24 protein-coding genes and 1 riboswitch are annotated in these 26,120 nt (G+C 72.9%); of the genes, 19 read left to right on the top strand and 5 right to left on the bottom strand.

The window, feature by feature from the left end; translation table 11 throughout:
• The first annotated feature begins 3 nt into the window (after window positions 1–3).
• Window positions 4–1,017: a sugar-binding transcriptional regulator gene (locus tag OG519_RS04760; RefSeq protein ID WP_405579047.1), complete on the top strand. Its 1,014-nt coding sequence runs from the start codon at window positions 4–6 to the stop codon at window positions 1,015–1,017.
• 91 nt (window positions 1,018–1,108) lie between these two features.
• Window positions 1,109–1,480, top strand: coding sequence for a barstar family protein (locus OG519_RS04755; RefSeq protein WP_405579044.1), 372 nt, complete (start codon window positions 1,109–1,111; stop codon window positions 1,478–1,480).
• Here OG519_RS04755 and OG519_RS04750 read toward each other — a convergent pair.
• Complete coding sequence (locus OG519_RS04750) at window positions 1,474–2,061, bottom strand: hypothetical protein (RefSeq protein WP_405579042.1); 588 nt, start codon at window positions 2,059–2,061, stop codon at window positions 1,474–1,476. The two genes, OG519_RS04755 and OG519_RS04750, sit on opposite strands and share 7 nt — an antisense overlap.
• Before the next feature lie 290 nt (window positions 2,062–2,351).
• Here OG519_RS04750 and OG519_RS04745 point away from each other — a divergent pair, with 290 nt between their 5' ends.
• The 5 genes from OG519_RS04745 to OG519_RS04725 all read left to right on the top strand — a co-directional run bounded on the left by OG519_RS04745 (window position 2,352) and on the right by OG519_RS04725 (window position 8,354).
• Window positions 2,352–3,794 (top strand): GuaB1 family IMP dehydrogenase-related protein, encoded by a 1,443-nt coding sequence (locus OG519_RS04745; protein ID WP_405579040.1) that lies wholly within the window; start codon window positions 2,352–2,354, stop codon window positions 3,792–3,794.
• A gap of 2 nt (window positions 3,795–3,796) precedes the next feature.
• Window positions 3,797–4,273, top strand: coding sequence for an Lrp/AsnC family transcriptional regulator (locus tag OG519_RS04740; RefSeq protein ID WP_405579038.1), 477 nt, complete (start codon window positions 3,797–3,799; stop codon window positions 4,271–4,273).
• Window positions 4,274–4,513: 240 nt separating this feature from the next.
• Entirely contained in the window at window positions 4,514–5,509 is a 996-nt protein-coding gene (locus tag OG519_RS04735; protein ID WP_405579035.1) for a PRC and DUF2382 domain-containing protein, read from the top strand.
• Between the two features lie 237 nt (window positions 5,510–5,746).
• The gene (locus tag OG519_RS04730) at window positions 5,747–6,565 is read left to right on the top strand and encodes a carbon-nitrogen hydrolase family protein (protein WP_405579033.1); all 819 of its coding nucleotides are present in this window, start codon (window positions 5,747–5,749) and stop codon (window positions 6,563–6,565) included.
• Between the two features lie 85 nt (window positions 6,566–6,650).
• Window positions 6,651–8,354, top strand: a complete 1,704-nt coding sequence (locus tag OG519_RS04725) for a flavin monoamine oxidase family protein (RefSeq protein ID WP_405579031.1) — start codon at window positions 6,651–6,653, stop codon at window positions 8,352–8,354.
• Here the strand turns inward: OG519_RS04725 and OG519_RS04720 are convergent.
• Entirely contained in the window at window positions 8,315–9,040 is a 726-nt protein-coding gene (locus OG519_RS04720; protein ID WP_405579029.1) for a DUF5995 family protein, read from the bottom strand. The genes OG519_RS04725 and OG519_RS04720 overlap by 40 nt on opposite strands.
• Before the next feature lie 544 nt (window positions 9,041–9,584).
• Window positions 9,585–10,844, bottom strand: a complete 1,260-nt coding sequence (locus tag OG519_RS04715; RefSeq protein ID WP_405579027.1) for an MFS transporter — start codon at window positions 10,842–10,844, stop codon at window positions 9,585–9,587.
• A gap of 85 nt (window positions 10,845–10,929) precedes the next feature.
• Here OG519_RS04715 and OG519_RS04710 point away from each other — a divergent pair, with 85 nt between their 5' ends.
• The 11 genes from OG519_RS04710 (at window position 10,930) to OG519_RS04660 (ending at window position 21,489) form a co-directional block, all read left to right on the top strand.
• The gene (locus tag OG519_RS04710) at window positions 10,930–12,141 is read left to right on the top strand and encodes an ROK family protein (protein ID WP_405579025.1); all 1,212 of its coding nucleotides are present in this window, start codon (window positions 10,930–10,932) and stop codon (window positions 12,139–12,141) included.
• Between the two features lie 221 nt (window positions 12,142–12,362).
• A riboswitch (FMN riboswitch) is annotated at window positions 12,363–12,493 on the top strand.
• Window positions 12,494–12,705: 212 nt separating this feature from the next.
• A complete protein-coding gene (gene ribD, locus OG519_RS04705) occupies window positions 12,706–13,776 on the top strand; it encodes a bifunctional diaminohydroxyphosphoribosylaminopyrimidine deaminase/5-amino-6-(5-phosphoribosylamino)uracil reductase RibD (RefSeq protein ID WP_405592466.1) in 1,071 nt (356 codons plus the stop codon).
• A gap of 1 nt (window position 13,777) precedes the next feature.
• Window positions 13,778–14,395 (top strand): riboflavin synthase, encoded by a 618-nt coding sequence (locus OG519_RS04700; protein WP_405579022.1) that lies wholly within the window; start codon window positions 13,778–13,780, stop codon window positions 14,393–14,395.
• Complete coding sequence (locus OG519_RS04695; protein WP_405579019.1) at window positions 14,392–15,075, top strand: nicotinamide riboside transporter PnuC; 684 nt, start codon at window positions 14,392–14,394, stop codon at window positions 15,073–15,075. Before OG519_RS04700 ends, OG519_RS04695 begins: the two co-directional genes overlap by 4 nt.
• Before the next feature lie 26 nt (window positions 15,076–15,101).
• A complete protein-coding gene (locus OG519_RS04690) occupies window positions 15,102–16,385 on the top strand; it encodes a bifunctional 3,4-dihydroxy-2-butanone-4-phosphate synthase/GTP cyclohydrolase II (protein ID WP_405592464.1) in 1,284 nt (427 codons plus the stop codon).
• A 130-nt stretch (window positions 16,386–16,515) separates the two neighbouring features.
• Window positions 16,516–17,001: a 6,7-dimethyl-8-ribityllumazine synthase gene (ribH, locus tag OG519_RS04685; protein ID WP_405579017.1), complete on the top strand. Its 486-nt coding sequence runs from the start codon at window positions 16,516–16,518 to the stop codon at window positions 16,999–17,001.
• Between the two features lie 32 nt (window positions 17,002–17,033).
• Window positions 17,034–17,306, top strand: coding sequence for a phosphoribosyl-ATP diphosphatase (locus tag OG519_RS04680; protein ID WP_405579014.1), 273 nt, complete (start codon window positions 17,034–17,036; stop codon window positions 17,304–17,306).
• A 71-nt stretch (window positions 17,307–17,377) separates the two neighbouring features.
• Window positions 17,378–18,226 (top strand): ATP phosphoribosyltransferase, encoded by an 849-nt coding sequence (gene hisG / locus OG519_RS04675; RefSeq protein WP_405579012.1) that lies wholly within the window; start codon window positions 17,378–17,380, stop codon window positions 18,224–18,226.
• Complete coding sequence (locus OG519_RS04670) at window positions 18,223–18,729, top strand: PH domain-containing protein (protein ID WP_405579009.1); 507 nt, start codon at window positions 18,223–18,225, stop codon at window positions 18,727–18,729. The genes hisG and OG519_RS04670 overlap by 4 nt, the downstream gene beginning before the upstream one ends.
• 304 nt (window positions 18,730–19,033) lie before the next feature.
• Entirely contained in the window at window positions 19,034–20,362 is a 1,329-nt protein-coding gene (locus tag OG519_RS04665; protein ID WP_405579007.1) for a hemolysin family protein, read from the top strand.
• Window positions 20,362–21,489 (top strand): hemolysin family protein, encoded by a 1,128-nt coding sequence (locus OG519_RS04660; RefSeq protein WP_405579005.1) that lies wholly within the window; start codon window positions 20,362–20,364, stop codon window positions 21,487–21,489. Before OG519_RS04665 ends, OG519_RS04660 begins: the two co-directional genes overlap by 1 nt.
• A 226-nt stretch (window positions 21,490–21,715) precedes the next feature.
• Here the strand turns inward: OG519_RS04660 and OG519_RS04655 are convergent, their stop codons facing one another.
• Together OG519_RS04655 and OG519_RS04650 are read right to left on the bottom strand one after the other, a co-directional pair.
• A complete protein-coding gene (locus OG519_RS04655; RefSeq protein ID WP_405592462.1) occupies window positions 21,716–23,605 on the bottom strand; it encodes an AAA family ATPase in 1,890 nt (629 codons plus the stop codon).
• Between the two features lie 430 nt (window positions 23,606–24,035).
• Complete coding sequence (locus OG519_RS04650; RefSeq protein WP_405579002.1) at window positions 24,036–24,650, bottom strand: uridine kinase; 615 nt, start codon at window positions 24,648–24,650, stop codon at window positions 24,036–24,038.
• Window positions 24,651–24,915: 265 nt separating this feature from the next.
• On the opposite strand from OG519_RS04650, the gene OG519_RS04645 reads away from it, so the two are divergent.
• On the top strand, window positions 24,916–26,049 hold the full coding sequence (locus tag OG519_RS04645; protein WP_405578999.1) for a M24 family metallopeptidase: 1,134 nt from the start codon (window positions 24,916–24,918) through the stop codon (window positions 26,047–26,049).
• Window positions 26,050–26,120: the final 71 nt, after the last annotated feature.

Below are 26,120 nucleotides of genomic sequence, written 5' to 3'. Positions count from 1 at the left end.
GACGTGAGCACAGGCCGCGCACAGCTACGCATGGGCCCCGGCGAGATGGTCCAGGCCGCGGCGATGGCACGTCGCTTCTACCTGGAGGGAAAGTCGAAGATCCAGATCGCGGAGGAGTTCGGGGTCAGCCGCTTCAAGGTGGCCCGGGTACTGGAGACGGCGCTCGAACGCGATCTGGTCCGGATCGAGATCAGGGTGCCGGCCGAACTCGACGCCGAGCGGTCCGACGCCCTGCGGGCGCATTACGGGCTCCGGCACGCCGTCGTGGTGGAGACCCCGGCCGATCAGGCGGACGCGCCCGATCCGGAGAACCTCGGCGCGGTCGCCGCCGAGCTGCTCGGCGAACTCGTCAGCGACGGCGACGTGCTGGGCCTGGCCTGGGGCCGGTCCATCATCACCATGGCCAACGCCCTCGACCGGCTGCCACCCTGCACGGTGGTCCAGCTCACCGGGGTCTACGACGTCGGCGCCGCCGAACGCGGCTCGGTGGAGGCGGTACGCACCGCGGCCGCCGTCTCCGGCGGTCAGGCGCACCCGCTCTACGCCCCGATGGTGCTGGCCGACCCGGCCACCGCCGCCGCGCTGCGCGCCCAGAGCCAGATCGCCGCCGCCATGGGCTACTTCGACAAGGTGACCGTGGCGGTGGTGTCGGTCGGCTCCTGGGAAGCCGGCGTCTCCTCCGTGCACGACGCCCTCACCGACGCCGAGCGCGAGCACTACGCGGGGCTCGGGGTGGCCGCCGAGATGTCCTCGCACCTCTTCGACGCGCAAGGCCGCCGGGTGGGCCGGGACCTGGGGGAGCGGTGCATCACCATCGAGGCGGACCGGCTGCGCCGCATCCCCGAGGTGCTCGCCATCGCCGGCGGTATGCGCAAGGCCGCCGCCATCGACGCGGTGCTGCGCTCGGGCCTGGTCACCAGCCTGGTCACCGACATCGCCGCCGCCGACCATCTGCTGCACACCACCCGGCCGCCGGCCCGGCCGGCGCTCGACCGGGCCGACCCCGACGGAGGGTGAGCCGGCGGGCGGGCTGATCCGCCCGGCCGACACCGCGGGCCGCCGGGCGCGCTGCCGCCGCCCCGATGATCACCTGTGGCAGCATCGGCGCATGCTCGTGCTCGACCTGGCCGACGTCCACGACCGACCGTCCTTCATGGACCGCTGCACCGCCGACCTGCGTCTTCCCGACTGGTTCTGCCGCAACTGGGATTCCCTCGCCGATTGCCTCACCGACCTGTCGTGGTGGCCCGCGGAACCCGGCGGCCGGCGGCTGCGGGTGCGGAACTGGCACGGCTACGCGGCGGCCAGGCCCCGCGAATGGCGGATCTTCAAGGACGTGCTGCGCGACGCCGAGATCTTCTGGCGGAACACCGACACGGAACTGGTCGTCGGCTGGGAGGACGGCCAGGACAGCGGTGGCGACAGGGGCGACAGGGGCGACAGCGGCGGCGGCGCTCCGGGCGGGCCGCCGGCTCAGTAGCCGCTGCCGCCACCGGTGCCGGAGGTCGACGAGGGCTTGGACTTGATCTCCTTGCCGTTGGTCCCCACCACGTACCAGAGCGCGCCGAAGGCGTTGAGGCCCTGGCCGTTGGTGCTGCCCGCCTTCTTGTCGCCGGCGAACCGGTAGAGCGGGTGGCCGTTGTACGTGACCTGCTTGCTGCCGTCGCCGCGGGTGGTGGTGGAGAGCAGATCGCTCTTGATCCCGCTGCCCGCGGTGGGCTTGCCGGAGACGGTGAGCGGCGGCCACGCGGTCGAGCAGGCTCCGTTGCAGGTGGACTTGCTGGTCTTGTCGGCCTGGAAGAGGTACAGGGCCTGGGTCTTGCTGGTGAAGAGGATGGTGCCGAGCGGCCCCTTCTTGGACTTCACCGTCACATTGCTGGCCGCCGCGACCTCCCCGGCGGCCGCCGGCCCGTCGGTGTCGGTGGCCGAGGCGGATGTGGTGGCGGGCGGGGTGATGCCGCTGCCGGCCGAACTCTGGGTGCCGTCGGAGCATGCCGTGGCCGCCGTGGCGACGAGTACGGCTCCGGCAACGGCGATGGATGCTCTGGCGTGGTGCCTCACGTGGACTCCTCGGATCCGGGCGGCCCTGTCTCGGGCAGCTCACGACCCGCCTGGTGGGGGGCCGCGCACCCCCACTACACGACAGCCGCCGCCGGTCAGCCACCCGGCAGAGCCGTCCGGGCGGCGCGAAGGGACGGGAGGTGGCGACGGGTCGGCCAGAAGGCGGCGACGGGTTCGCCAGAAGTCGGTGATCTCGGGGATGATGAGGGAGGAGCCGCAGCTCGTCCGGCCCAGGCCGGCGCTGACTCCCCGCCCGCTGTCAGAGTGAATTCGCAGGTGAGAGAGTCGGTATGCGCTTCCTGAATGATGTTCGGCCCGGTTACGACCTGACGTACGACGACGTTTTCATGGTGCCGCGCCGCAGTGCGGTCGGCTCCCGTCAGGATGTCGACCTGCGCTCCCCGGACGGGACCGGCACCACCATCCCGCTGGTGGTCGCCAATATGACCGCCATCGCCGGCCGGCGGATGGCCGAGACGGTCGCCCGGCGCGGTGGTCTGGTGGTCATACCGCAGGACATCCCGATCGAGGTGATCGCCGAGGTGGTGGGCTGGGTCAAGCAGCGCCACCTGGTGCTCGACACCCCGATCACCCTGGCCCCCGGCCAGACGGTCGCCGACGCGCTGGCGCTGCTGCCGAAGCGGGCGCACGGCGCGGGTGTGGTGGTGGCCGACGACGGCCGGCCGATCGGTGTGGTCACCGAGTCCGATCTCACCGGTGTGGACCGCTTCACCCAGTTGTCCGAGGTGATGTCCCGCGACCTGCTGCTGCTCGACGCGGACATCGATCCGCGTGAGGCCTTCAACCGGCTGGAGGACGCCCATCGCAAGCTCGCCCCGGCGGTCGACGCCGGGGGCCGGCTGGCCGGCATCCTGACCCGGACCGGCGCGCTGCGCGCCACCCTCTACGACCCCGCCGTGGACGCCGCCGGCCGGCTGCGGATCGCCGCGGCCGTCGCGGTCAACGGTGACGTGGCGGGCAAGGCGAAGCAGCTTCTGGACGCCGGGGTGGACGCGCTGGTGGTGGACACCGCCCATGGCCACCAGGAGACGATGCTCGCCGCGGTCCGCGCGGTCCGCGGCCTCGATCCGCGGGTGCCGGTGGTGGCCGGCAACGTGGTGGCCGCCGAGGGGGTGCGCGATCTGGTCGAGGCGGGCGCGGACATCATCAAGGTCGGCGTGGGGCCCGGCGCGATGTGCACCACCCGGATGATGACCGGTGTCGGGCGGCCGCAGTTCTCCGCGGTGCTGGAGTGCGCGGCCGAGGCCCGCAGGCACGGCAAGCACGTCTGGGCGGACGGCGGGGTGCGGCATCCGCGCGATGTCGCGATGGCGCTGGCCGCCGGGGCCTCCAATGTGATGATCGGATCGTGGTTCGCGGGTACGCATGAGTCGCCCGGCGATCTCCAGCAGTCCGCCGACGGCCGGCTCTACAAGGAGTCGTTCGGGATGGCCTCGGCCCGCGCGGTGCGCAACCGCACCAGCGAGGAGTCGGCGTACGACCGGGCCCGTAAGGCGCTCTTCGAGGAGGGCATCTCCACCTCGCGGATGTTCCTGGACCCGGCCCGGCCGGGGGTGGAGGACCTGATCGACTCGATCATCGCGGGGGTGCGCAGCTCCTGCACGTACGCGGGCGCGGCCTCGCTGGAGGAGTTCGCCGAGCGGGCGGTCGTCGGGGTGCAGAGCGCGGCGGGCTATGCCGAGGGCAAGCCGCTGCATGTGAGCTGGCAGTAACCGTGCCGCTGGACGGTCTCGACGAGCGGATCGTGCACGCGCTGGCCGCGGACGCGCGCCGCTCGTACGCGGACATCGGCGCGGAGGTGGGTCTGTCGGCGCCGGCCGTGAAGCGCCGGGTGGACCGGCTGCTGGCGGCCGGCGCGATCACCGGCTTCACGGTCCGGGTCGACCCGGCGGCGCTCGGGTGGCAGACCGAGGCGCTGGTGGAGCTGTATTGCCGGCACAATACGTCGCCGGCCGACATCCGGCGGGGGCTGGCCCGCTATCCGGAGGTGGTGTCGGCGTCGACCGTGACGGGGGAGGCGGACGCGGTTGTCCAGGTGTTCGCGGCCGACGTGCGCCACTTCGAGGGGGTGCTTGAGCGGATCGCGAGCGAGGCTTTTGTGATCCGGACGAAGTCGGTGCTGGTTCTTTCTCCTCTGGTGCGGCGGCACGCTCCTGCTGCCGCCGCGGACCCGCCGCCCGGGCCGGCTTGACCGGCGGCCGGTACGCCCCCGGGCTGCGCCTTGCGGTCGCTCGGCGTCCGCGGGTGCGTCGTGGCTTGTCGCGCAGTTCCTCCCCCAGAGCTTCGCCTGGGGGTACCCCCAGCGCCCTCCTGACGGGGCCCGACATTGGGCGAAATGTCTGGTTTATTGCTAAAGAGACGTTTCCGGTGATCCAGGCGGGTTAGTCGCAACCATGGGGCCAAGTGGGCCCTTGCAGCCCGAGGAGGCGACATGATCACGCGTGACCAGATACCCCAGGTCGTGGGCCATCCGGTCCTTGATCCTCAGGGGAAGAAGATCGGCGACGCCAAGCACATGTACCTGGACGACCGCACCGGCGAGCCGGAGTGGGTCACCGTCAAGACCGGCTTCTTCGGCAACAACGAGACCTTCGTGCCGACGCGTTCCGCCCGGATGACGGAGAACCACCTGGAGGTCCCGTACGACAAGGACCAGGTCAGGGGAGCGCCGAACGTGGACGTCGACTCGGGCGGCCACCTTTCGGTCGACGAGGAGCGGAACCTCTACCAGTACTACGGCCTGGAGACCCGCGGCACCTCCGCGGAGACCACCGGCGCGGACGGGCAGGCCGACGCGGCCGCCGGGACCGCCGGCGCGGCCGGAGCGGCGGGCGCCGCCGCCCAAAACCGTGACGCCAAGGAGTCCGAGCCGCAGGGCGGCATGTCCGGCAGCGAGGCAGGCGCCGGAACCGGCGAGGCGGGCGCGGGCTACATGGCCGGGCGCACCGGTCCCGCCGAGCGGGTCTCGGACGTCGGGGACGCCGGGGACGCCGGGGACGCCGAGGACGACGCCATGACCCGCTCCGAGGAGGAGATCCACGTGGACGTGGAGCGGCGTGCCTCCGGCCGGGCGCGGCTGCACAAGTTCGTCGAGGTCGAGGACGTCGAGCAGGTCGTGCCGATCCGGCACGAGGAGGTCAGGCTCGAACGCGAGCCGATCACCGAGGCCAACCGCAGCGCCGCGCTGTCCGGCAGCGAGATCAGCGAGGCCGAGCACGAGGTCATCCTGCACGAGGACCAGCCGGTCATCGACACCCGGGTGGTGCCGAAGGAGCGTGTGCGGATGCGCGTCGAGGAGCACGTCGAGCAGAAGACCGTGCACGGCCGCGTCCGCAAGGAGCGGATCGAGTCGGACATGGCCGACTCCGATTCCGACGAGGGCGGTCCCGCCGCCGACCAGGGCCGCGACGACCCCCGCTTCCGCTGAGGAAGCCCGAGCCGCCCAGGCCCACCCCTTGACCGTCCCCGGCCGGCCGCCCCCGCGACCCGCCGGGGACGGTCATGCCCGAACGGCCCCCCGCGCAACGAATCGCCGCCACGCCCGCGTAGCGCGCAACGAATCACCCCCCTAGCCGCAATGATCGCGCCTTGCCGCCGCCCTGAGCCCGGACGTAGCGTCGTGGGCAGACCGACGCACCCCATCTGACCAGGCGAAAGAGGCTCCATGGCGCCGTTGCGCACCGCGCTGCTGCAAGGGCCGGCCGGCGTCCCCGCCGACATCGAGCAGAGCCTGGGCGTACTGGACGGGGCGGCGGGGCGGGCCGCCGGGCAGGGCGCGCGGCTGCTGGTGACCAGTGAGCTCTTCCTGACCGGGTACGCCCTCGGTGAGCGGCTGGCCGCGCGGGCCGAGGCGGCCGGCGGAGCGGCGGAGCGCCGCGTCGCGGAGATCGCGGCGCGGCACCGTATCGGCATCGTCTACGGGATGCCCGAGCGGGACGGCCGGGCCGTCTTCAACACCGCCCGGTTCGCCGGCCCCGACGGCGAGCCGACGGTGGCCTACCGCAAGGCCCACCTCTTCGGCCCGTACGAGCGGGGCGCCTTCACGCCCGGCGCGGAACCGGTCGTCCAGGCCGAGCTCGACGGCGTCCGGATCGGCCTGCTGATCTGCTACGACGTGGAGTTCCCCGAGGCGGTGCGGGCGCACGCGCTGGCCGGCACCGAACTGCTCGCGGTGCCCACCGCGCTGATGCGGCCCTACGAGTTCGTCGCGCGGACCCTCGTCCCGGCGCGGGCGTACGAGAACGGGCTGCACATCGCCTACGCCAACCGCTGCGGCCCCGAGGGCGATCAGCACTTCGCCGGGCTGAGCTGCCTGGTCGGGCCCGACGGTGTCGTCCGGGCCAGGGCGGGTCACGGCGCCGAACTGCTGGTGGCCGACGCCGACCCGGCGGTGCGCGCCGCGGCCCGGGCCGAGACCCCGTATCTGACCGACCGCCGCCCCGAGCTCTACCGCTCCCTGCACCGGGACCGCTCCTCGGACTGATCGGCCACCCGGCCCTCACCCCGACCCTGGACCGTCACCCCGGCCCCCGCCCCACTCACCGCCCCTTCCCGGAGAGACCCGCCCCATGACGTCCGTGCCCACCGCCGTCCACGACGAGCAGCACATCGAGGCACAGGCGCAGCCGCCCATCACCATGTTCGGCCCCGACTTCCCCTACGCCTACGACGACTTCCTGGCCCACCCCGCCGGGCTGGGCGCCGTGCCCCCCGCCGAGCACGGCACCGAGGTCGCGGTGATCGGCGGCGGCCTGTCCGGCATCGTCACCGCGTACGAGCTGATGAAGATGGGCCTGCGCCCGGTGGTCTACGAGGCCGACCGGATCGGCGGCCGGCTGCGTACCGTCGGTTTCGACGGCTGCGACCCGGGGCTGACCGCCGAGATGGGCGCGATGCGCTTCCCGCCGTCGTCCACCGCCTTCCAGCACTACGTGGACCTGGTCGGCCTGGCGACCCGGCCGTTCCCCAACCCGCTGGCGCCCGCCACCCCGTCGACCGTGGTGGACCTCAAGGGCGAAAGCCACTACGCCACCTCGCTCGACGACCTGCCCCCGGTCTTCCACCAGGTGATGGACGCCTGGAACGCCTGCCTCGAAGAGGGCGCCCACTTCTCGGCGACGCAGCGGGCCCTGCGCGCCCGGGACGTACCGGCGATCAGGGCGCTGTGGTCCGGGCTGGTCGAGAAGCTGGACAACCAGACCTTCTACGGCTTCCTCTGCGACTCGCCGGCCTTCCGCTCCTTCCGGCACCGGGAGATCTTCGGGCAGGTCGGCTTCGGCACCGGCGGCTGGGACACCGACTTCCCCAACTCCATCCTGGAGATCCTGCGGGTGGTCCTCACCGGGGCCGACGACGACCACCGCGCCATCGTCGGCGGCAGCTCGCAGCTCCCGCTGCGGCTGTGGGAGCGCGCGCCGGACAAGGTGACGCACTGGCCGCGGGGCACCTCGCTCAGCACCCTGCACGGGGGCGAGCCGCGCCCGGCGGTCACCGCGCTGCACCGCACGGCGGGCAACCGGATCACCGTCACCGACGCCTCGGGCGACATCCGCGGCTACCGCGCCGCGGTCTTCACCGCCCAGAGCTGGATGCTGCTCTCCCAGATCGACTGCGACGACGCGCTCCTGCCGATCGACCACTGGACGGCCGTGGAACGCACCCACTACATGGAGTCCAGCAAGCTCTTCGTGCCCGTCGACCGCCCCTTCTGGCTCGACCGGGACCCGCACACCGGTCGCGACACCATGTCGATGACGCTCACCGACCGGATGACCCGCGGCACCTATCTGCTCGACGACGGGCCGGACCGCCCGGCCGCGATCTGCCTCTCCTACACCTGGTGCGACGACAGCCTGAAGTGGCTGCCGCTGACCGCGCACGAGCGGATGGAGGTGATGCTCAAGTCGCTCGGCGAGATCTATCCGGGCGTCGACATCAGAAAGCACGTCATCGGCAACCCGGTCACCGTGTCGTGGGAGAACGAGCCGTATTTCATGGGCGCCTTCAAGGCCAACCTGCCGGGTCACTACCGCTACCAGCGGCGGCTGTTCACCCACTTCATGCAGGACGTGCTGCCGGCCGACCGGCGCGGCCTGTTCCTGGCCGGCGACGACATCTCCTGGAACGCGGGGTGGGCGGAGGGAGCGGTGCAGACGGCGCTGAACGCGGTCTGGGGCGTCATGCACCACCTCGGCGGCGCCACCGACCCGGTCAACCCGGGGCCGGGCGACGTCTACCACGAGATCGCGCCGGTGCTGCTGCCCGAGGACTGAGGGCCGAGCGGGGTGAGCAGGAACCGCCCGACCAGTCCGACCCCCGCGTCCAGCCGGGTCGCGCACTCCTCGTACGTGTCCTGCACCCCGCGCAGCGCCCAGAGCAGCCGGGATGCCGCCCAGGCCGCGTCCCGGGCCCTCGCCAGGCTCCACGCGCCCAGCACATGGGTCAGCGGATCCGCGGCCTCCAGCAGGTCGGGGCCCGGCATCAGCTCCTCCCTGACCCGCTCCTCGATCGAGGTCAGCACCTCGCCGATCCGGTCGAAGTCGCCCTCCAGCGCACGCGGCCCGCACCCGGTGGCCCGGCAGGTGTCCACCACCGCGAGCGCCAGGTCGTGGCCGACGTGCGCGTTGACGCCGGCCAACGCGAACTGGACCGGCAGGATGCCGGGGTGGCGGCGGAAGAGCAGCAGCGGGCGCCAGCAGGCGGGCGCCCGGCGGCCCGCCAGGTCATCCTCGAGCGCGGCCAGATAGCGGCCGGCGAACCGCACCGCCAGCTCACCGGCGGCCCGCGGATCGGCGAAAGCGCCGGCCGCGAGACGCCGGCGCACCTCCTCGGTCACCGACAGGTACACCCGGTTGAAGACGGCCACCCCGTCACCGTGCGGCAGCACCGAGTTCAGACCGCGCATCCGGGAGAGCACCTGCTCCACGTCCAGGGGGTCCGGCCGCCATGCCGTCGTCATGTGCCAAGCGTCCCAGTCGCCGCGACGGGAGCCGGTGCCCGCGCCGCTCTTTCGCCGGAACGGGTGAACGCGTGAACGGGAGAAACCTTCCTGTCCCGCGCCCGCCCGCCGGTCACCGGATCTCCCCGGGCCCTCCTGCGGATCCCCTTCCCGGGGCCGCGCGGCGGGCTGGGATCGCCGGTCTGGTCCGGACCTACGGCACTCCCAACTCCCCTGCCACACACGGCAGATGGAGGCGCGCCTGTGCCATGGCGTATTCGCGCGGCATGAATTCGGCGGCCACGGCCCCACCGGACCGCGAACGACGGCTAACGTAATGAGCACGGTCCGGCGGGCCCGATTCCCCCGTGCGTGCCCGCCGGGCCTCTCGGTTTTCCGGGGCCCGGCCCCGCCGGCCGACCGGGCTGCTCCTCTGCGCTCCCCGCACCTCGCCGCATCTTGCCCATCTCTCCGTGTCTTGCCGCAACTTTCCGTGTCTTTCCGGGCTTGTCCGCACCCCGCTTTCCGCGACCGCCGGGAGCCCGTATCGGGTCCGCCCGCCGCGTCACTCCACCGGGGTGGTGTTCGGGGCGGGGGCGGGCAGCGGGGCGGACACGTGAACGGCCGATCCGGAAGCGGCGGACGGGCCCGGCCCCGGCTTGGCCGGCGCCCGCACCACCCCCGCGCCCAGCACCAGGCCGACCGCCAGCACGGTGACCAGCGCGAACGACACAGTCAGTGAACTGGCCCCGGCGATAGCGCCGATGGCCGCCGGCGCGATCAGCCCCGAGGTGTAGGTCACGGTCGCCACACCGGCGATCGCCTGGCTGGGCACCGGGCCGCTCCGCCCGGCCGCCCCGAAGCACAGCGGTACCACCGTGGACACCCCGACACCGAGCAGCGCGAAGCCGCCGATCGCGGTGACCGGGCCGTGCGAGAGCACCACCAGCGTGCCGCCGAGGGTCGCGACCACCCCGCCGGCCCGCAGCGTCGTCACCGGGCCCAGCCGCCGTACCGCGAGGTCGCCCAGCAGCCGGGTGGTCACCATCGCGGCGGAGAAGCCGGTGTACGCCAAGGCCGCGAGCGCCGGGGAGGCATGGGTGACATCCCGCAGATAGACCGCGCACCAGTCGGAGCTGCCGCCCTCGGCGAAGGTGCCGCAGAAGCCGACGACGCCGATCACCAGGGCGGCGCGCGGCGGCAGCGCGAAGCGCGGCGGTGCCTCCTCGTCCGCCGAGGGGCGGACGTCGGGCGCGTTGGCGCAGATCAGCAGTGCCACCACCACGAGCAGCGCGGACATGGCGGCGAGGTGGATCCGGGCATCCAGATCGACATGGGTGGCCGGGACGCCGATGCCGGCCCCGACCAGGGTGCCCAGGCTCCACATGCCGTGCAGCCCCGACATGATCGACTTGCCCTTCTCCTCCTCGACCGCGACCCCCAGCGCGTTCATCACCACGTCCGTCATACCGGCGCTGGCGCCGAAGACGAGCAGCGCGAGGCAGAGCCAGGGCAGGCCAGGGGCGAGCGCGGGCAGCGGGAGCACCAGGCACCACAGGCAGAGCAGCAGCCGCAGCGCGGCGCGGGATCCGTAGCGGTGCATCAGCCGGCCGGCCAGCGGCATCAGCAGCGAGGAGCCGAGCGCCGGGCAGACCAGTGCCAGGCCCAACTGGCCCGCGCTCAGGTGCAGATGGTCCTTGATCCAGGGGATGCGGGTGGCGAAGGTGCCGTTCACCGCGCCGTGTACGGCGAAGGCGGTGGCGATGGTCAGGTGGGCCCGGCGGACCGAAGCGGGGGAACGCCCCCTGGCGTCAGCGCTCTGCATGGCCGGTAAGCTATCAGGAAGGCTTCCTGAAAAATAAGCCCGCAGACCGTCGGTTCCCGGTCGGGAGGTCTGGAAGGATCGCCGCATGACCGTGACCCGCGCGCACCCCGGGCGCAACGCGTCGCCCCGGACCGCCCGCGCCATCAACGACCGGCTCGCCCTGCGCCTGCTCCAGGAAGAAGGGCCGCTCACCGCCGGGCAGTTGAAGGAACTGACCGGTATGTCCCGGCCCAGCGTGGCCGATCTCGTCGAACGGCTCCAGGAATCCGGCCTGATCGAAGTGGTCGGCGAGACCGGCGAGGCCAGGCGCGGCCCCAACGCGCGGCTCTACGGGATCGTCGCCGACCGGGCGTACGTCGCGGGACTCGACATCCGGATCGAGTCCATCGCGGTGGAGATCGCCGATCTGCTCGGCCGCACCGTCGCCCGGGCCGAACTGCCGGTGGCCGACGGCGCGGAGCCGGCCCGGATCATCGAGGACGGCGTCGCCCTGCTCCAGCACACCGCCCGCGCGGCGGGCGCCGCCAGCGGGCTGCACACCGTGGCCTTCGGGGCGCCGGGGCTGATCGACCCGCTGACCGGACTGCTCCGATCCTCCGCGGCGCTGCCGGCCTGGCACGGCGACCTGGTGGACGAGGTGCGCAAGCGGCTCGGGGTGCCGGTGCTGCTGGAGAACGAGGTCAATCTGGCCGCGGTGGCCGAGCAGCGCGGCCACCCGGCCGGGGACGCCGACACCTTCGTGCTGCTCTGGATCGGCGGCGGCGTCGGAGCGGCGGTGGTGCTCGACGGGAAGCTTCGGCGGGGCATCTCCGGAGGCGCGGGCGAGGTCGGCTTTCTGCCGATCTCGCTCACCGGGGAGCTGCCGACCGCGACGGACTGCGACAACGGCTACCACGGGCTGGTCGGCAGCCGGGCGGTGTGCGGGCTGGCCCGCTCGCACGGACTTCCCGCCGGACCGCTCGCGGACGCGGCGGCGGCCGGGGCGGTGGTCCGGGAGGCGCTGACGGCGGGCCCGGCCGGCCAGGCGTTCCTGGCGGAACTGGCCGCGCGGGTCGCGGTGGGGGTGGCGGCGATCTGCGCGGTGCTCGACCCTGGCCGGGTGGTGCTCGCGGGGGAGGTGGGGCAGGGGGGTGGCCGGGTGCTGGCCGAGCTGGTCGGCGAGCGGCTGGCTCGGCTGTCTCCGCTGCGGACGCTTGTCGAGACGACGGGGGTTGCGGGCGCGGCGATTTTGCGCGGGGCGGTGATTACGGCGGTGGAGGCGGCGCAGGACGAGCTGTTCGCTCCCGTGCGGGGATAGGGGGCGGCGGCGGGGGCGGGGCCGCCCGGGGTGGTGGGGTGCTGTTCGTCGCCGGATCTTGCGGTGGGTGGGGGTGCTTGTCGCGCAGTTCCTCGCGCCCCTTTGGGGCTGCCGCCCGTGCGCCTTCGGGGCGGGCCTTGGGGGAGTGTGAGGGAGCGCACAGGGTGGGGGTGGGCCGGTGGGGGTGGTGCGTGGCACCATGGGGTTCGTATCAGTGACGTTTGCGCACTCCGGGGTCGGTGCAATTCCGAACCGGCGGTTACAGTCCGCGACCCGACCGCAGCCAGCGGCCGGTTGACCAGGTGAAATTCCTGGACCGACGGTTAAAGTCCGGATGGGAGGCAGTGCGCGGCGGGCGTTGTTCACGGTACGCCGCCGTACAGGCGGGCCACGCCGAGCGTGGTCCCGCGAGTGCCCCGGTGTGCGGGGAGCGGTGTTCGCCCGAATTCCCACCACGCCCCGGAGTCCGTGCCCAAGAGGCAGGAGGACCCGGTGGCCGCTTCCACGAGTTCCAGGGATTCCGCGCGTTCCAGGGATTCCGCGAGTGCCGCGGAGACCGAGGCGATGCGGCGCGCCGTGGCGCTCTCCGCCCGCGCGCTCGGCGCCACCGCCCCCAACCCGGTGGTCGGCTGTGTGATCCTGGACGCGGCCGGCGTCGTGGCGGGCGAGGGCTGGCACCGCGAGGCGGGCGGCCCGCACGCCGAGGTACACGCCCTGCTCGCCGCTGGCGAACGCGCCCGGGGCGGCACCGCGCTGGTCACCCTCGAACCCTGCAACCACACCGGCCGTACCGGCCCCTGCGCCCAGGCGCTCCTCGAAGCCGGTGTCGCCCGGGTCGTCTACGCGGTCGCCGACCCCAGCCCGGCCGCGGCCGGCGGCGGGCAGACCCTCCGCGCCGCCGGGGTGGACGTGGCGAGCGGACTGCTCGCCGCCGAGGCCGAGGCGGTCAACATCGCCTGGCTCACCTCCGTCCGCCAGGGCCGTCCGCACGTGCGCTGGAAGTACGCCGCGACCCTCGACGGCCGGATCGCCGCCGCCGACGGCAGCAGCCGCTGGATCAGCTCCCCGGAGTCCCGCCAGGACGTGCACAAGCTGCGCGCCGAGGCCGACGCGGTGCTGGTCGGCTCCGGAACGCTGCTCGCCGACGACCCGCACCTCGCCGTCCGCGGCATCGAAGGCGCCACTCAGCCGCTGCGGGTCGTCCTGGACACCGAGGCCCGGATCGCCCCCGGGGCCCGGGTGCTCGACGACGCCGCGCCGACGCTGATCGCCGTCGCCGAGGACGCCGACACCGGGCACCTGGGAGGCGTGGCGGGCCCCGAGATCGTCCGGCTGCCCCGCGCCGCCACCGGGCTCGACATCAAGGCCCTGCTCGCCGAGCTGGACGGGCGCGGGGTCCGCTCGGTGCTGCTCGAGGGCGGCCCCACCCTCGCCGGGGCGTTCGTCGCGGCCGGCGCGGTCGACGCGGTGACCGGATACCTCGCCCCCGCCCTGCTCGGCGCCGGCCCGGCGGCGCTGGCCGACGCAGGAATCAGCACCATCGCGCGGGCGTTGCGGCTCGACGTGATCGACGTCGCCCGCCTCGGACCCGATCTGCGCGTCACCGCCGTCCCCACCGCACGTCAGGAGAGCTGAAGTGTTCACCGGAATCGTCGAAGAACTGGGTGAGATCACCGCCGTGGAAGACCTCGGCGACGCCTCCCGCTTCACCGTCCGCGGCCCGGTCGTGACCGAGGACGCCAAGCACGGCGACTCCATCGCCGTCAACGGCGTCTGCCTGACCGTGGTCGAGTTCGGGGACGGCGCGTTCACCGCCGATGTGATGGCCGAGACGCTGAAGCGCTCCAGCCTCGGCGCCCTCGGACCCGGCTCCCGGGTCAACCTCGAACGCCCGATGGCGCTCGGCGGCCGGCTCGGCGGGCACCTGGTGCAGGGCCATGTGGACGGCACCGGCACCGTACTGGCCCGCACCCCGGCCGAGCACTGGGAGCTGGTGGAGATCGCGCTGCCCGCCGAACTCGCCCGCTACGTGGTGGAGAAGGGCTCCATCACCGTCGACGGCATCAGCCTCACCGTCGTCGAGGCCGCGGCGGACCGCTTCACCGTGAGCCTGATCCCGACCACCCTCGCGCTGACCACCCTCGGCATCAAGCAGCCCGGCGACCCGGTCAACCTCGAAGTGGACGTCATCGCCAAGTACGTGGAGCGGATGATGTCCGGTGGCGCGCCGACCGAGCCCGGGGGCCTCAGGTGAGCATCGTGCACTGGCTGAACAGCGAGGCGTTCACCGCCTTCGACCAGCACGTCGTGTGGTCCGACCTGATCGGCAACCTGCTCGGCCTGGCCGCCCTCGCGCTCGGCTGGCGGCGCGCCATGCTGACCTGGCCGGTCCAGGTGCTGTCCGGGGTGGTGCTGGTGGCCGCCTTCTGGGGCGCGCACCTCGGCGGCGGCGTCGGCAAGCAGTTCGTGGTGATCACCATGGCCGGCTGGGGCTGGTACCAGTGGCGGCGCGGCGGCGCGGTCCGCGGACACCTGACCATCCGCTTCGCCACCTGGCGGGAGCGGGCCGTGCTGGTCGCCGCCACCGGGCTCGGCACCGTCGCCGTCGCCTCGCTCTTCCGCACCTTCCCCGCGCTGTCCTGGAACCCGTGGCCCGACGCGTACATCTTCACCGGGACGCTCGCCGCGATGTTCGCCCAAGGCCGCGGCTGGGTCGAGTTCTGGTTCGCCTGGCTCGCCGTCGACCTGGTCGGCGTGCCGCTCAACTTCCACAGCGGCCTGCCCTTCTCGGGCCTGGTCTACATCGTCTACTTCGTGTTGGTGATCGCCGGAATGTACGCCTGGTGGCAGCAGACCAGGCGCGTTCCGCCCGCGATCCGGCCCACCAGCGACACGCCGAGCACCGGCACCGTCGCGGAAGGAGTGACGGCATGAAAGCCGTGACCGTACTGAAGGACAATGTGACCGCGGGACAGGACGACTGGTACGACGAGGCTTCTGCCGGTCCCCTCGGCGCGCTCACCCTCGACCCGGTCGAGCGCGCGCTGGCCGACATCGCGGCCGGCAAGCCGGTGGTGGTGGTCGACGACGAGAACCGGGAGAACGAGGGCGATCTGATCGTCGCCGCCGAGAAGATCACCCCGCAGATCGTCGCTTTCATGATGAGCGAGTGCCGCGGGCTCATCTGCGTCCCGATGGAAGGGTCCGATCTCGACCGGCTCGACCTGCCGCAGATGGTCGAGAGCAACACCGAGCTGATGCGGACCGCCTTCACCGTCTCGGTGGACGCCAGTGGCGAGCACGGCGTGACCACCGGCATCTCCGCCGCCGACCGGGCCGCCACCATCAGGCTGCTCGCCGAACCCTCGGCGGGCGCGGGCGACTTCGTCCGCCCCGGCCATGTCTTCCCGCTGCGCGCCCGGGCCGGCGGCGTCCTGGAGCGGGCCGGGCACACCGAGGCCGGGGTGGACCTGGCCCGGCTGGCCGGACTGCGGCCGGCCGCCGCCATCGTGGAGATCGCCCACGAGGACGGCACCATGGCCCGGCTGCCGGACCTGGTGCCCTTCGCGCGCGAGCACGGTCTGACGATCATCTCCATCGAGGACCTGATCGCCTACCGCCGTGCCGCGCAGCCGCAGGTCCGCCGCGAGGCCAGCACCACGCTGCCCACCGCCTTCGGCGACTTCCGCGCCTACGGCTACCGCGGCACCGACGACGGTGTGGAGCACATCGCGCTGGTCGCCGGCGACCTCGGCGACGGCCACGACGTGCTGGTCCGGGTGCACTCCGAGTGCCTGACCGGCGATGTGTTCGGCTCCCAGCGCTGCGACTGCGGCCCGCAGTTGCAGGGCGCGCTGCGCAAGGTCGCCGAGACCGGCCGGGGCGTGGTGCTCTATCTGCGCGGCCACGAGGGACGCGGCATCGGCCTGATGTCCAAGCTGCGCGCGTACGAACTCCAGGAGCGCGGCCGGGACACCCTCGACGCCAACCTGGAACTGGGCCTGCCCGCCGACGCCCGCGACTACGGCGCCGCCGCCGGCATCCTCCTCGACCTCGGGGTGCGTTCGCTGCGGCTGATGACCAACAACCCGGCCAAAGCGGGCGCCCTGGTCAGGCACGGTCTGGACGTACGGGGACGCGAGCCGATGCCGGTCGCGGCGGGGGAGCACAATCTGCGGTACCTGCGCACCAAGCGGGACCGGATGGGGCACGACCTGCCGTGGCTCGACGCGGCCGGCCACTGACCGCCGGCCCCCGGGCGCACCACCGGTGCCGTACACGGCACGAGCAGACGGCACCGAACACACAGCACCACGCACACAGCACCACGCACATGGCACCAGGCACCAGGCACACGAAGCACCAAGGAGAGAAGTGAGCGGTAAGGGCGCCCCCGAGCTGACCGTGAAGAACTGCGGCGACCTGCGTGTCGCCGTGATCGCGGCGCAATGGCACACCCAGGTGATGGACGGACTCGTCGACGGCGCCGAACGCGCCCTGCACGACCTCGGTATCGATGAGCCGACCATCCTGCGGGTGCCGGGCAGTTTCGAACTCCCCGTCGTCGCCAAGGCGCTGGCCGAGCGCGGCTACGACGCCATCGTGGCGCTCGGGGTGATCATCCGGGGCGGCACCCCGCACTTCGAGTACGTCTCGCAGGGCGTCACCGCCGGACTGACCCAGGTCGCCGTGGCCACCGGGGTGCCGGTCGGCTTCGGCATCCTGACCTGCGACACCGAGGAGCAGGCGCTGGACCGCGCCGGACTGCCGGGATCGAACGAGGACAAGGGCCACGAAGCGGTCACCGCCGCGGTCGCCACCGCGACCATACTGCGCTCGGTCTCCGAACCCTGGCGGTGACCGGCCGGCATTCCCCGTACCCTAGGACCACCATGGCGAACAAGACATTCGAGGAGCTCTTCACCGAGCTCCGGCACAAGGCCGCCACCGGCGACCCAGCCACGTCCCGCACCGCGGAGCTGGTGGGCAAGGGCGTGCACGCGATCGGCAAGAAGGTGGTCGAGGAGGCCGCCGAGGTGTGGATGGCCGCCGAGTACGAAGGCGCCGCCGCCACCGCCGAGGAGATCTCCCAACTCCTCTACCACGTTCAGGTGATGATGGTCGCCCGGGGGATCTCCCTGGACGACGTCTACGCCCATCTGTAGAGCGTGCGGCCTTAGCGTGTTATCGAGCACCACCCCGCCCCCGGACTCCCCGAGAGAAGGAACCCGTCCTCATGCTGCGTATCGCCGTCCCCAACAAGGGCTCACTGTCGGCTCCCGCGGCGGCCATGCTGCATGAGGCGGGGTACCGGCAGCGCAAGGAGTCCAAGGAACTCGTCATGGTCGACGCGGACAACGGCGTCGAGTTCTTCTATCTGCGCCCCCGCGACATCGCGATCTACGTCAGCTCAGGCCGGCTCGACATCGGCATCACCGGCCGTGACCTGCTGCTCGACTCCGGGGCCGGCGCCGAGGAGATCCTCAAACTCGGCTTCGCCCGCTCCACCTTCCACTACGCCGCCCGGCCCGGCACCGCCACCGCCGTCCAGGACCTGAGCGGGATGACGGTCGCCACTTCCTACGAGGGCGTCGTCGAGAAGCACCTCGCCGACCACGGCGTGGACGCCGCCGTGGTCCACCTCGACGGAGCGGTCGAGACCGCCATCCAGCTCGGCGTCGCCGAGGTCATCGCCGACGTGGTGGAGACCGGCACCTCGCTGCGCAACGCCGGTCTGGAGACCTTCGGCGAGCCGATCATGGAGTCCGAGGCGATCGTCGTCCGGCCGATCGGCGCCGACGGCGAGGACGTGAAGGTGCGGCAGTTCCTGCGCCGCCTCCAGGGCGTCCTGGTCGCCCGGCGCTACGTGATGATGGACTACGACATCCGCGCCGAGCACGTCGAGCGGGCCGTCGCCCTCACCCCGGGACTGGAGTCCCCGACCGTCTCGCCGCTGCACCACGAGGGCTGGGTCGCGGTCCGCGCGATGGTCCCCACCGCCGACGCCCAGCGGATCATGGACGAGCTCTACGACCTCGGGGCCCGCGCCATCCTGACCACCGGCATCCACGCCGCGCGTCTGTGATCGCCGTGGACGGCCGCCGGACCGGCTCGGCCGGCACCCGGGACGACCTGCCGGTCACCTTCCGGCCGGTCGTCACCCGGGTGGTGCTGCTGTCGTTGGGCGCGGCGCTCTTCGCCGCCCTCACCACCGTCGCGGTGGCGATGCCCCACGACGGGGCGGCCCCCTGGAGCACCGGCGACCGGATCGTGGTGAGCCTCACGGGCGCGGCCTTCTGGGCGGTGCTGGTGCTGCTCAGCCGGCCCAGGGCAATCGCCGACGCGGCCGGTCTGACGGTGGTCAACCTCATCGTCAAACGGCGGCTGGCCTGGGCGGAGGTGCTGGCGGTCCATCTGCGCAACGGTGACGCCTGGGTGCACCTCGACCTCGCCGACGGCACCAGCCTGCCCGTGATGGGCATCCAGCCCGGCATCGCCAAGCGGCGGGCGCTGCACGACGCGTTGCGGCTGCGCGCCCTGGTGGAGGAGCTGGGCGAGGCCCGCGAGACCGCCCCCGGCGGGCCCTGAAGGCAGATCGCGACCCAGATCCCGACCGGCCGTTTCCGCGCGGCGGAGGGGGCGCCGGACCCGGCGAACCGGGAGCAGGACCCGACCGGCGCGCCACACCCTCCTTCGCGACACCGGCCGCAATGACTACGCTTGAGCGACGGCGCCCACCGCGCCCGCCCCGCACCCCTCGCCGAACCCGGCCGCGGGGCCCCGGCCAACCGAGGAGTGACTTCCCCAGCCCGATGGACGCACCGTCCGGTAATACCCGCGCCGCCCCTCCCGCCCCGGAAACCCCCACCTCGGCACGGGGAGCGGCGGCCTCATGAACGCCTCCGTGCTGCTGCTCGCGGCGGCCCTTGTGCTGATTCTCGCCAACGGCTTCTTCGTCGCCGCCGAATTCGGCCTGGTCACCGTCGAGCGCCCGGCCGCGGAACGCGCCGCGGCCGAAGGCGACCGCCGGGCCCGCAGTGTGGTGGCGGCCCTCAGCAAACTCTCCTTCCAGCTCTCCGGCACCCAGCTCGGGATCACCATCACCTCGCTGGTCGTCGGCATGCTCGCCGAACCCGCGCTCGCCGATCTGCTGACCGGCCCGCTCGGCTCGATCGGCATACCGCACGGCGCGACCCCCGCGACCGCGGTGGTCCTCGGCATGATCGTGGCCTCCGCCGTGCAGATGGTGATCGGCGAACTCGTCCCCAAGAACTGGGCGGTCTCCCGCCCGCTGGCCGTCGCCCGGATGGTCGCCGGACCCCAGCAGGTCTTCTCCAGCGCCTTCCGCCCGGTCATCGAACTGCTCAACCGGACCGCCAACCGCCTGGTGCGGATGCTCGGCGTGGAGCCCGCCGACGAGCTGGCCTCCGCCCGCACCCCCACCGAGCTGGTCTCGCTGGCCCGCCACTCCGCACTGGCCGGCACGCTGGAACAGGACACCGCCGACCTCTTCGTGCGCACCCTGTCGCTCGGCCACCTCACCGCGGAGAACGTGATGACGCCGCGGGTCCGGGTCAGCGCCCTGGAGGACACCGCCACCGCCGCGGACGTCCTCAACCTCACCCGGGCCACCGGACTCTCCCGCTTCCCCGTCTACCGGGAGCGGCTGGACGACATCACCGGCATGGTCCACCTCAAGGACGCCCTCGCCGTCCCCGCGGAACTGCGCGACCGCACACCGGCCGGCCGGATCGCGGTCGCCCCGCTGCTCGTCCCCGAGACACTGCCCGGCCAGTTGCTGCTGGAGATGCTGCGCAGCCAGCAGCCGATAGCGGTCGTCGTCGACGAGTACGGCGGCACCGCGGGCGTGGTCACCCTTGAGGACATCGTCGAGGAGCTGGTCGGCGAGGTCCGCGACGAACACGACGCCGCCGACCTGCCGGAACTCGCCCAGGCCGCACCGGAGAACGGCAACCCGGCGTGGGACGCCGACGGCGGCTGCCGGATCGACACCCTGGTCCGGATCGGGCTGGCGGCCCCCGAGGGACCGTACGAGACGGTCGCCGGGCTCGTCGCCGATCTGCTGGCCAGGATCCCGGAGGTCGGCGACACCGCCGTGCTGCCCGGCTGGCTGCTGCGGGTCGTCGACGTCGGCCACCACCGCGCGGAACGGGTCCGGATCGTGCGTACCGGCCCCGTCGCGGGGGAGGAGAACGAGTGATGAGCGCACTCCAACTGCTGTTCGCGATCCTGCTCGTGCTCGGCAACGGCTTCTTCGTCGGCGCCGAGTTCGCCCTGGTATCGGTCCGCCGCAGCCAGATCGAACCGCTCGCCGCCCAGCAGCGCCGGGCCCGTACGGTGCTGTACGGGCTGGAGCATCTGCCGCGGATGATGGCCGCGGCGCAGTTCGGCATCACAGTCTGCTCGCTGACCCTCGGCGCGGTCGCCGAACCCACCGTCGCCCATCTGCTGGAGCCGGTCTTCACCGCGGCCCGGATGCCCGAGCAACTGGTCCACCCGGTCGGCTACGTACTGGCGCTCGCGCTGGTGGTGGCGTCGCACCTGGTGATCGGGGAGATGGTGCCGAAGAATCTGGCGATGGCCGCGCCGGAGAAGACCGCGCTGTGGCTCAGCCCCGGCCTGGTCGGCTTCGCCCGGCTGTTCCGGCCGGTCATCGCTGTGCTCGGGGCGTGCGCCCGGCTCATTCTGCGGGCGTTCAGGGTCGAGCCGAAGGACGAGGTGGACGCGGTGTTCACCAGCGCCGAGCTGACCGTCCTGGTCGAGGACGCCGGGCACGCCGGGCTGCTCGACTCCGATGAGCAGGAGCGGCTCGAGGTCGCGCTGGAGCTGGGCACCCGGCCGGTCACCGAGGTGCTGCTCACCCCGGGCGAGCTGATCACGCTGGCGCCCAGCGCGACTCCCCGGCAGGTGGAGGAGCTGACGGTACGTACCGGCTACTCCCGCTTCCCGGTCGCCGCGCCGGCCGACGACCAGCCGGGGTACCTCGGCTATCTCCACGTCAAGGACGTCCTCGACGTGGAGGACGTGGACCGGCCGGTGCCGCAGCGGCTGTGGCGGCCGATCACCACGCTCCGGGCCGACCTGCCGCTGGACGACGCGCTGACCGCGATGCGGCGGGCCGCCTCCCACCTGGCCGCGGTCGCGGACACGTCGGGGCGGGTGCTGGGGTTGGTGGCGCTGGAGGATGTGCTGGAGATGCTGGTCGGTGAGGTGCGCGACCCCGCGCACCGGGATGCTCCGGCCCCGACCCCGGCCGGCCGCCCGACCCCGCCCGGCCCCCTCCCCGAGCCCGACCCCGCCACCGGCCCCGGCGAACTCGTTAGCTAAGCGGTTGCCACGGTGGGTGGGTCCCAAGCATTCTCCGGCCCACCCGCCGGTGGTGGGTTGCTCGCGCAGTTCCTCGCGCCCCTGAAGGGGCACGATTCCCCTTCGCGGCGGGAGAACCGTGCCCCAAAGGGGCGCGGGGAACTGCGCGACCAGCCACGACGGCGCTTGAGATCGGGTACGGGGCCGGACCGGCTCGGTGGGGCCGTACCGGTGCGGCCCGGAGGGGCTACTCCTCGGCGGGGGGTACGCCAGGTCCGCGGCCGGAGAGCACCTCACCGTAGGCCTGCATCAAATCCGGCAGCCGAAGCGTCGACAGCTCCTCACGACTGGGCGTCGCCGGATACTCGGAAAGCCGCAGATCCCGATACGCACAGCTCTTCTCGTACAGCGTGCGCAGCAACCTCCCGTTCCCCAACTCGTCGATCCACCCCTGGTCGACCACATGTCCGCTGATCGCCCGCAACTCCTCCAGCGCCTCCTCGTCCCACCGGTCCCCGTTCTCCCCGGCCAGCACCTCCCCGATCCGGGTCAGCTCCGAGGGCCGGTAACTGGGGAAGTCCACCCGGGTGGTGAAGCGGGAGCTGAGCCCGGGATTGGTGGCGAGCAGCCGGTCCATGCCCTCCGGGTAACCCGCCAGGATCACCACCAGCCGGTCCCGGTTGTCCTCCGCCCGCTTCAGCAGCACCTGAAGCGCCTCGTCCCCGTACGCGTCGCCCTTGCTGTAACCGGAGTTGGACAGCGCGTACGCCTCGTCCACGAACAGCACCCCGCCGAGCGCCGAGTCGATCAGCTCATTGGCCTTGACCGCGGTCTGCCCGAGGAACTCACCGACCAGGTCCGAGCGTTGGGCCTCCACCAGATGGTCTCCGCCGAGCAGTCCGAGCGCGTAGAAGACCCGGCCGAGGATGCGGGCCACCGTGGTCTTGCCGGTGCCGGAGGGTCCGGAGAAGACGAAATGCCGCTTGGGCGGCTGCACCGGAAGGCCCTGCCCGGCCCGCAGCCGGGACATCCGCAACTGCGCGGACAGCGCCTTGACCTGCCGCTTGACCGGCTCCAGCCCCACCATCCGGTCGAGTTCGGCCAGCGCCTGGGTGAGCAGCACCGGATCGGCGCCGCCGAGCGGCAGTTGGGCGGGCAGACTGCCGGCCAGCGGGGCCGACGCCCGGTCGCGTATGCCGTCCTCCAGCGGGCCGGGACCCAGCAGCGACTCCTCGAAGTCGGTGGCCGGTCCTGGGGCGCCGGCCGGATCCCCGATCAGGGACGGTTCGAGATCCGCGCCCTCCGGTATCGCCTGCCCGGTGCCGGCGCCCGCCATCGACACGGCGGCGACGCCGGTGCCCTCATCCAGCCCGTCGTCCGTCTCGTGGATGGCGGCCAGCCGGGCGGCGGTGTCCATGAACGCCGGGTCGACCCGGTGCACGGCCCGGTAGAGCGGCACCGCGGCGGCGGTCCGGCCGGTGCCCTCGTAGGCGCGGGCCAGCCAGTAGCGCAGCTCCTTGCGCTGCGGCTGTTCGCTGCGACAGCGCATCAGGGCGGCGGCCAGCAGCGGTTCGGCCTGCCCGCACATCTCCAGCCGGACCCGGGCCATCCCGCCGAACAGCCCCGCCTCGATGCCGAGGACCGGGTCGCCGAGCAGCGGCTCGGTGTGCCGGACCAGGTGCTCCCAGTCCTTGACCAGATACGCCCGGCAGGCGTGCAGGAAACGGACCTGCGGATCGGTGTCGATCGGCGGACAGTCCGCCAACGCCCGGTCGAGTTCGGCGACATGACGGCCGTCCAACCAGTGCGAGGCGTGCGCCAGTTGGAGGTCGCGGCCGGTCTCCAGCACCGGCTGCACCCACCAGCCCAGCCAGTACCAGGAGTTGAGGGTGCGGCGGTGCGCGCCCCGCTGCTCGCCGAAACGGTCCCGGTGCCGGTACATCTGGAGCAGCGCCGTCGAGGTGTCGGCGCGCAGCGCGTGCAGGCCGAGCCAGGCGTCCGCCATGCCCGGGTCCATCCGCACCGCGGATCTGAACTCCTCCTCGGCCTGGACGTAGGCGCCCATGGTGTACGCGTCGACACCGCGCAGCCAGGCAAGATCGGCCGGGGAGCCCGGACGATCGGTGCCGAAGTCCATCAAGTCCCCACCCATCCGTCCCCCGTGCCCACTTCTGCCTCATCCCAACCCGTGGCCTTGGGGCGGGAGTTGAGGCGGCCGGCCACGTCCCCCATGGTGCCGGGCCGCCCCCCTTTCGGCATCGTACCCGCGATGTTCCGAACGCCGTAGGGTGCCGGGACAAGCGGCGCCCCGGCGCCGCTTGTCATGTGAGGGTGCGGGGGTGGTGACGCTGGGTGAGAGCGCCCGGGGCGCAAGAGCCGCATACCCGGCATCGGGACAGGACGAAGCCCCCGGTCACGGGGGAACGACCGGGGGCTTCGTGTCTGAGGGGCGGGCGTCTCCGACCGCTTGGTTGAAAACGTAATTGCTGGATACCCGGCCGGTCAAGCGGTGTCGGGGCGGGTACGGCGGAGCGCGTAGCCGGTGGGAGCGGGCTGCCGTCGTCCCACTACGTAAGGTGACCATGCAGGGCGGGTACGGTCCTGGCCGCCCCGCCGGTGACCACCCGATAACCGTCCGCGGTCTGGTGGACCAGCAGGTCGGCGAACGGCCGGGAGGGGTCGGCGGCGAAGTGGGCGTCCTCCGCGCGGGTCCAGCCGGTCCAGAAACGGGCCAGCTCGGGGCCGTCGCGCCGCAGACCGCGCCGGCGGGCGATGCCGGGCTCGACCTCGAGCCAGAGCAGCAGGGCGAGGTGCGGCCTGACGGCGAGCCGGCCGCTGCCGACGCCTTCCAGCAGCACGATCGGCGCGGCGGGGACCTCGCGCTCGCCGCTGAAGCGGTGGGCCTCCCAGTCGTAGACCTGGTGGCGGGCGGTGCGGGCGCCGGCCAGCGGCTCCCAGACCTGCTCGGCCAGCCGGCCGGTCCAGCCGAAGGGTTCCTCGTGGGTGGCGAGGTCGTCGGTGTGCACGGTGGGGGCGCCGCCCAGTTCCGCGGCCAGCCGCGCGGCGAGCGTCGTCTTCCCCGACCCCGCGTGCCCGTCCACCGCCACGACCCGAACGGGCCCGCAGGACGGGGCGAGCCCGGGAAGCAGTGCGGCAAGCCGCGCGAGCGAGAGGGTGCTCATTCTCTGACCCTAGGTGACCCCTGCCGCACGTGCCCCTCCTGGCGGGGCGCGTTCCCCTTCCGCGAAGGGTGAGGTGGGCGCCCTGTAGGGGCGCTGGGGGTACCCCCAGGCGAAGCTCTGGGGGAGGAACTGCGCGACAGGCCACGATGGTGCTTGAGGTCGGGTTCGGGCGGGACCCACCCGCGGGGTCCGTTCGGTCGGTGCCGGGACCACCGGCCGGTGGGGGTTGTCGCGGGGGGTGGGGGATGCGATTACCGTGGGGCGGGTGGAAGACTCCCCGCTCCAGCCCGGCGCAGCCGACCTCCCGGACCGACTGCACCGCGCCCGCCGCGCCGCGGCTGACGCCGGGGTCGGCGCGATGTTCATCACCCCCGGCGCCGACCTCCGCTATCTGACCGGCTATCAGGCAACCCCGCTCGAACGGCTGACCTGCCTGGTCGTACCGTCCGAGGGCGACCCCTTCCTGGTGGTACCCGCGCTGGAGAAGCCCGCCGCCGAGGCGTCACCGGCGGGCGCTCTGGACATCGAGATCGTCGGGTTCGGCGAGACGGACGACGCGTATGAGCTGATCGCCCGCCGGCTGCCGGCGGGCGCCCCGCTCTTCGCCGTGGACAACCAGATGTGGGCGGAGAAGCTGCTCGCCTTCCAGGCCGCACTGCCCGGCGCCCAGGTGAGCCTGGCCGGCGACGTGCTCTCGGGCCTGCGGATGCGCAAGACCCCCGCCGAGGTTGCCGCGCTGCGCACGGCAGGCGCCGCCATCGACCAGGTGCACCGCCGGATCGGCGCATGGCTGAAACCCGGCCGTACCGAGCGCGAGGTCGCCCGGGACATCGCCGACGCCATCATCGCCGCGGGCCACGCCACCGTGGACTTCGTGATCGTCGGCTCGGGGCCGAACGGCGCCAGCCCGCACCACGAGGTCTCCGACCGGGTGATCGCCCCCGGCGACCCGGTGGTGATCGACATCGGCGGCGGCACCGCCGACGGCTACCGCTCCGACTCCACCCGTACCTACGCCGTCGGCGAGCCCCCCGCCGCCTTCCGCGAGCTCTACGAGGTGCTGCGCACCGCGCAGACCGCCCAGACCGACGCGGTGCGCCCCGGCATCACCGCCGAGCAACTCGACGCGGTGGGCCGGGACATCATCACCGCGGCCGGTTACGGCGACCACTTCATCCACCGCACCGGCCACGGCATCGGCCTGGAAACGCACGAGGAGCCGTACATCGTGGCGGGCAGCGCCCGGCCGCTGGAGCCGGGCATGGCCTTCTCGGTCGAGCCGGGCATCTATCTGCCCGGCACCTTCGGCGCCCGCATCGAGGACATCGTCGTCTGTACCGAAGAAGGCGGTGAGCGGCTCAATCTGACCGGGCGTGACCTGGTGGTTCTCCCCAGTTGACGCCAGTGGTCTGGACCAATATTGGTTGCGGCGCGCGGGCCGGAAACCCTGGTGGAAACGACGGGTGAACG

Origin of the sequence: Streptomyces sp. NBC_01190 (assembly GCF_045039895.1) — a bacterium.
In the GTDB taxonomy this organism is placed as follows: domain Bacteria; phylum Actinomycetota; class Actinomycetes; order Streptomycetales; family Streptomycetaceae; genus Actinacidiphila.
Note: the sequence above shows the minus strand (reverse complement) of the source record. Positions and strands in the feature narration are given on the sequence as shown.

Excerpts from the sequence above, each read along its gene's own strand:
- OG519_RS04755 (WP_405579044.1), top strand. The coding sequence starts at position 1,109 with ATGCTCGTGCTCGACCTGGCCGACGTCCACGACCGACCGTCCTTCATG.
- OG519_RS04745 (WP_405579040.1), top strand. The coding sequence starts at position 2,352 with ATGCGCTTCCTGAATGATGTTCGGCCCGGTTACGACCTGACGTACGAC.
- OG519_RS04735 (WP_405579035.1), top strand. The coding sequence starts at position 4,514 with ATGATCACGCGTGACCAGATACCCCAGGTCGTGGGCCATCCGGTCCTT.
- OG519_RS04730 (WP_405579033.1), top strand. The coding sequence starts at position 5,747 with ATGGCGCCGTTGCGCACCGCGCTGCTGCAAGGGCCGGCCGGCGTCCCC.
- OG519_RS04725 (WP_405579031.1), top strand. The coding sequence starts at position 6,651 with ATGACGTCCGTGCCCACCGCCGTCCACGACGAGCAGCACATCGAGGCA.
- OG519_RS04720 (WP_405579029.1), bottom strand. The coding sequence starts at position 9,040 with ATGACGACGGCATGGCGGCCGGACCCCCTGGACGTGGAGCAGGTGCTC.
- OG519_RS04715 (WP_405579027.1), bottom strand. The coding sequence starts at position 10,844 with ATGCAGAGCGCTGACGCCAGGGGGCGTTCCCCCGCTTCGGTCCGCCGG.
- OG519_RS04710 (WP_405579025.1), top strand. The coding sequence starts at position 10,930 with ATGACCGTGACCCGCGCGCACCCCGGGCGCAACGCGTCGCCCCGGACC.
- ribD (WP_405592466.1), top strand. The coding sequence starts at position 12,706 with ATGCGGCGCGCCGTGGCGCTCTCCGCCCGCGCGCTCGGCGCCACCGCC.
- OG519_RS04680 (WP_405579014.1), top strand. The coding sequence starts at position 17,034 with ATGGCGAACAAGACATTCGAGGAGCTCTTCACCGAGCTCCGGCACAAG.
- hisG (WP_405579012.1), top strand. The coding sequence starts at position 17,378 with ATGCTGCGTATCGCCGTCCCCAACAAGGGCTCACTGTCGGCTCCCGCG.
- OG519_RS04665 (WP_405579007.1), top strand. The coding sequence starts at position 19,034 with ATGAACGCCTCCGTGCTGCTGCTCGCGGCGGCCCTTGTGCTGATTCTC.
- OG519_RS04660 (WP_405579005.1), top strand. The coding sequence starts at position 20,362 with ATGAGCGCACTCCAACTGCTGTTCGCGATCCTGCTCGTGCTCGGCAAC.
- OG519_RS04655 (WP_405592462.1), bottom strand. The coding sequence starts at position 23,605 with ATGGACTTCGGCACCGATCGTCCGGGCTCCCCGGCCGATCTTGCCTGG.
- OG519_RS04650 (WP_405579002.1), bottom strand. The coding sequence starts at position 24,650 with ATGAGCACCCTCTCGCTCGCGCGGCTTGCCGCACTGCTTCCCGGGCTC.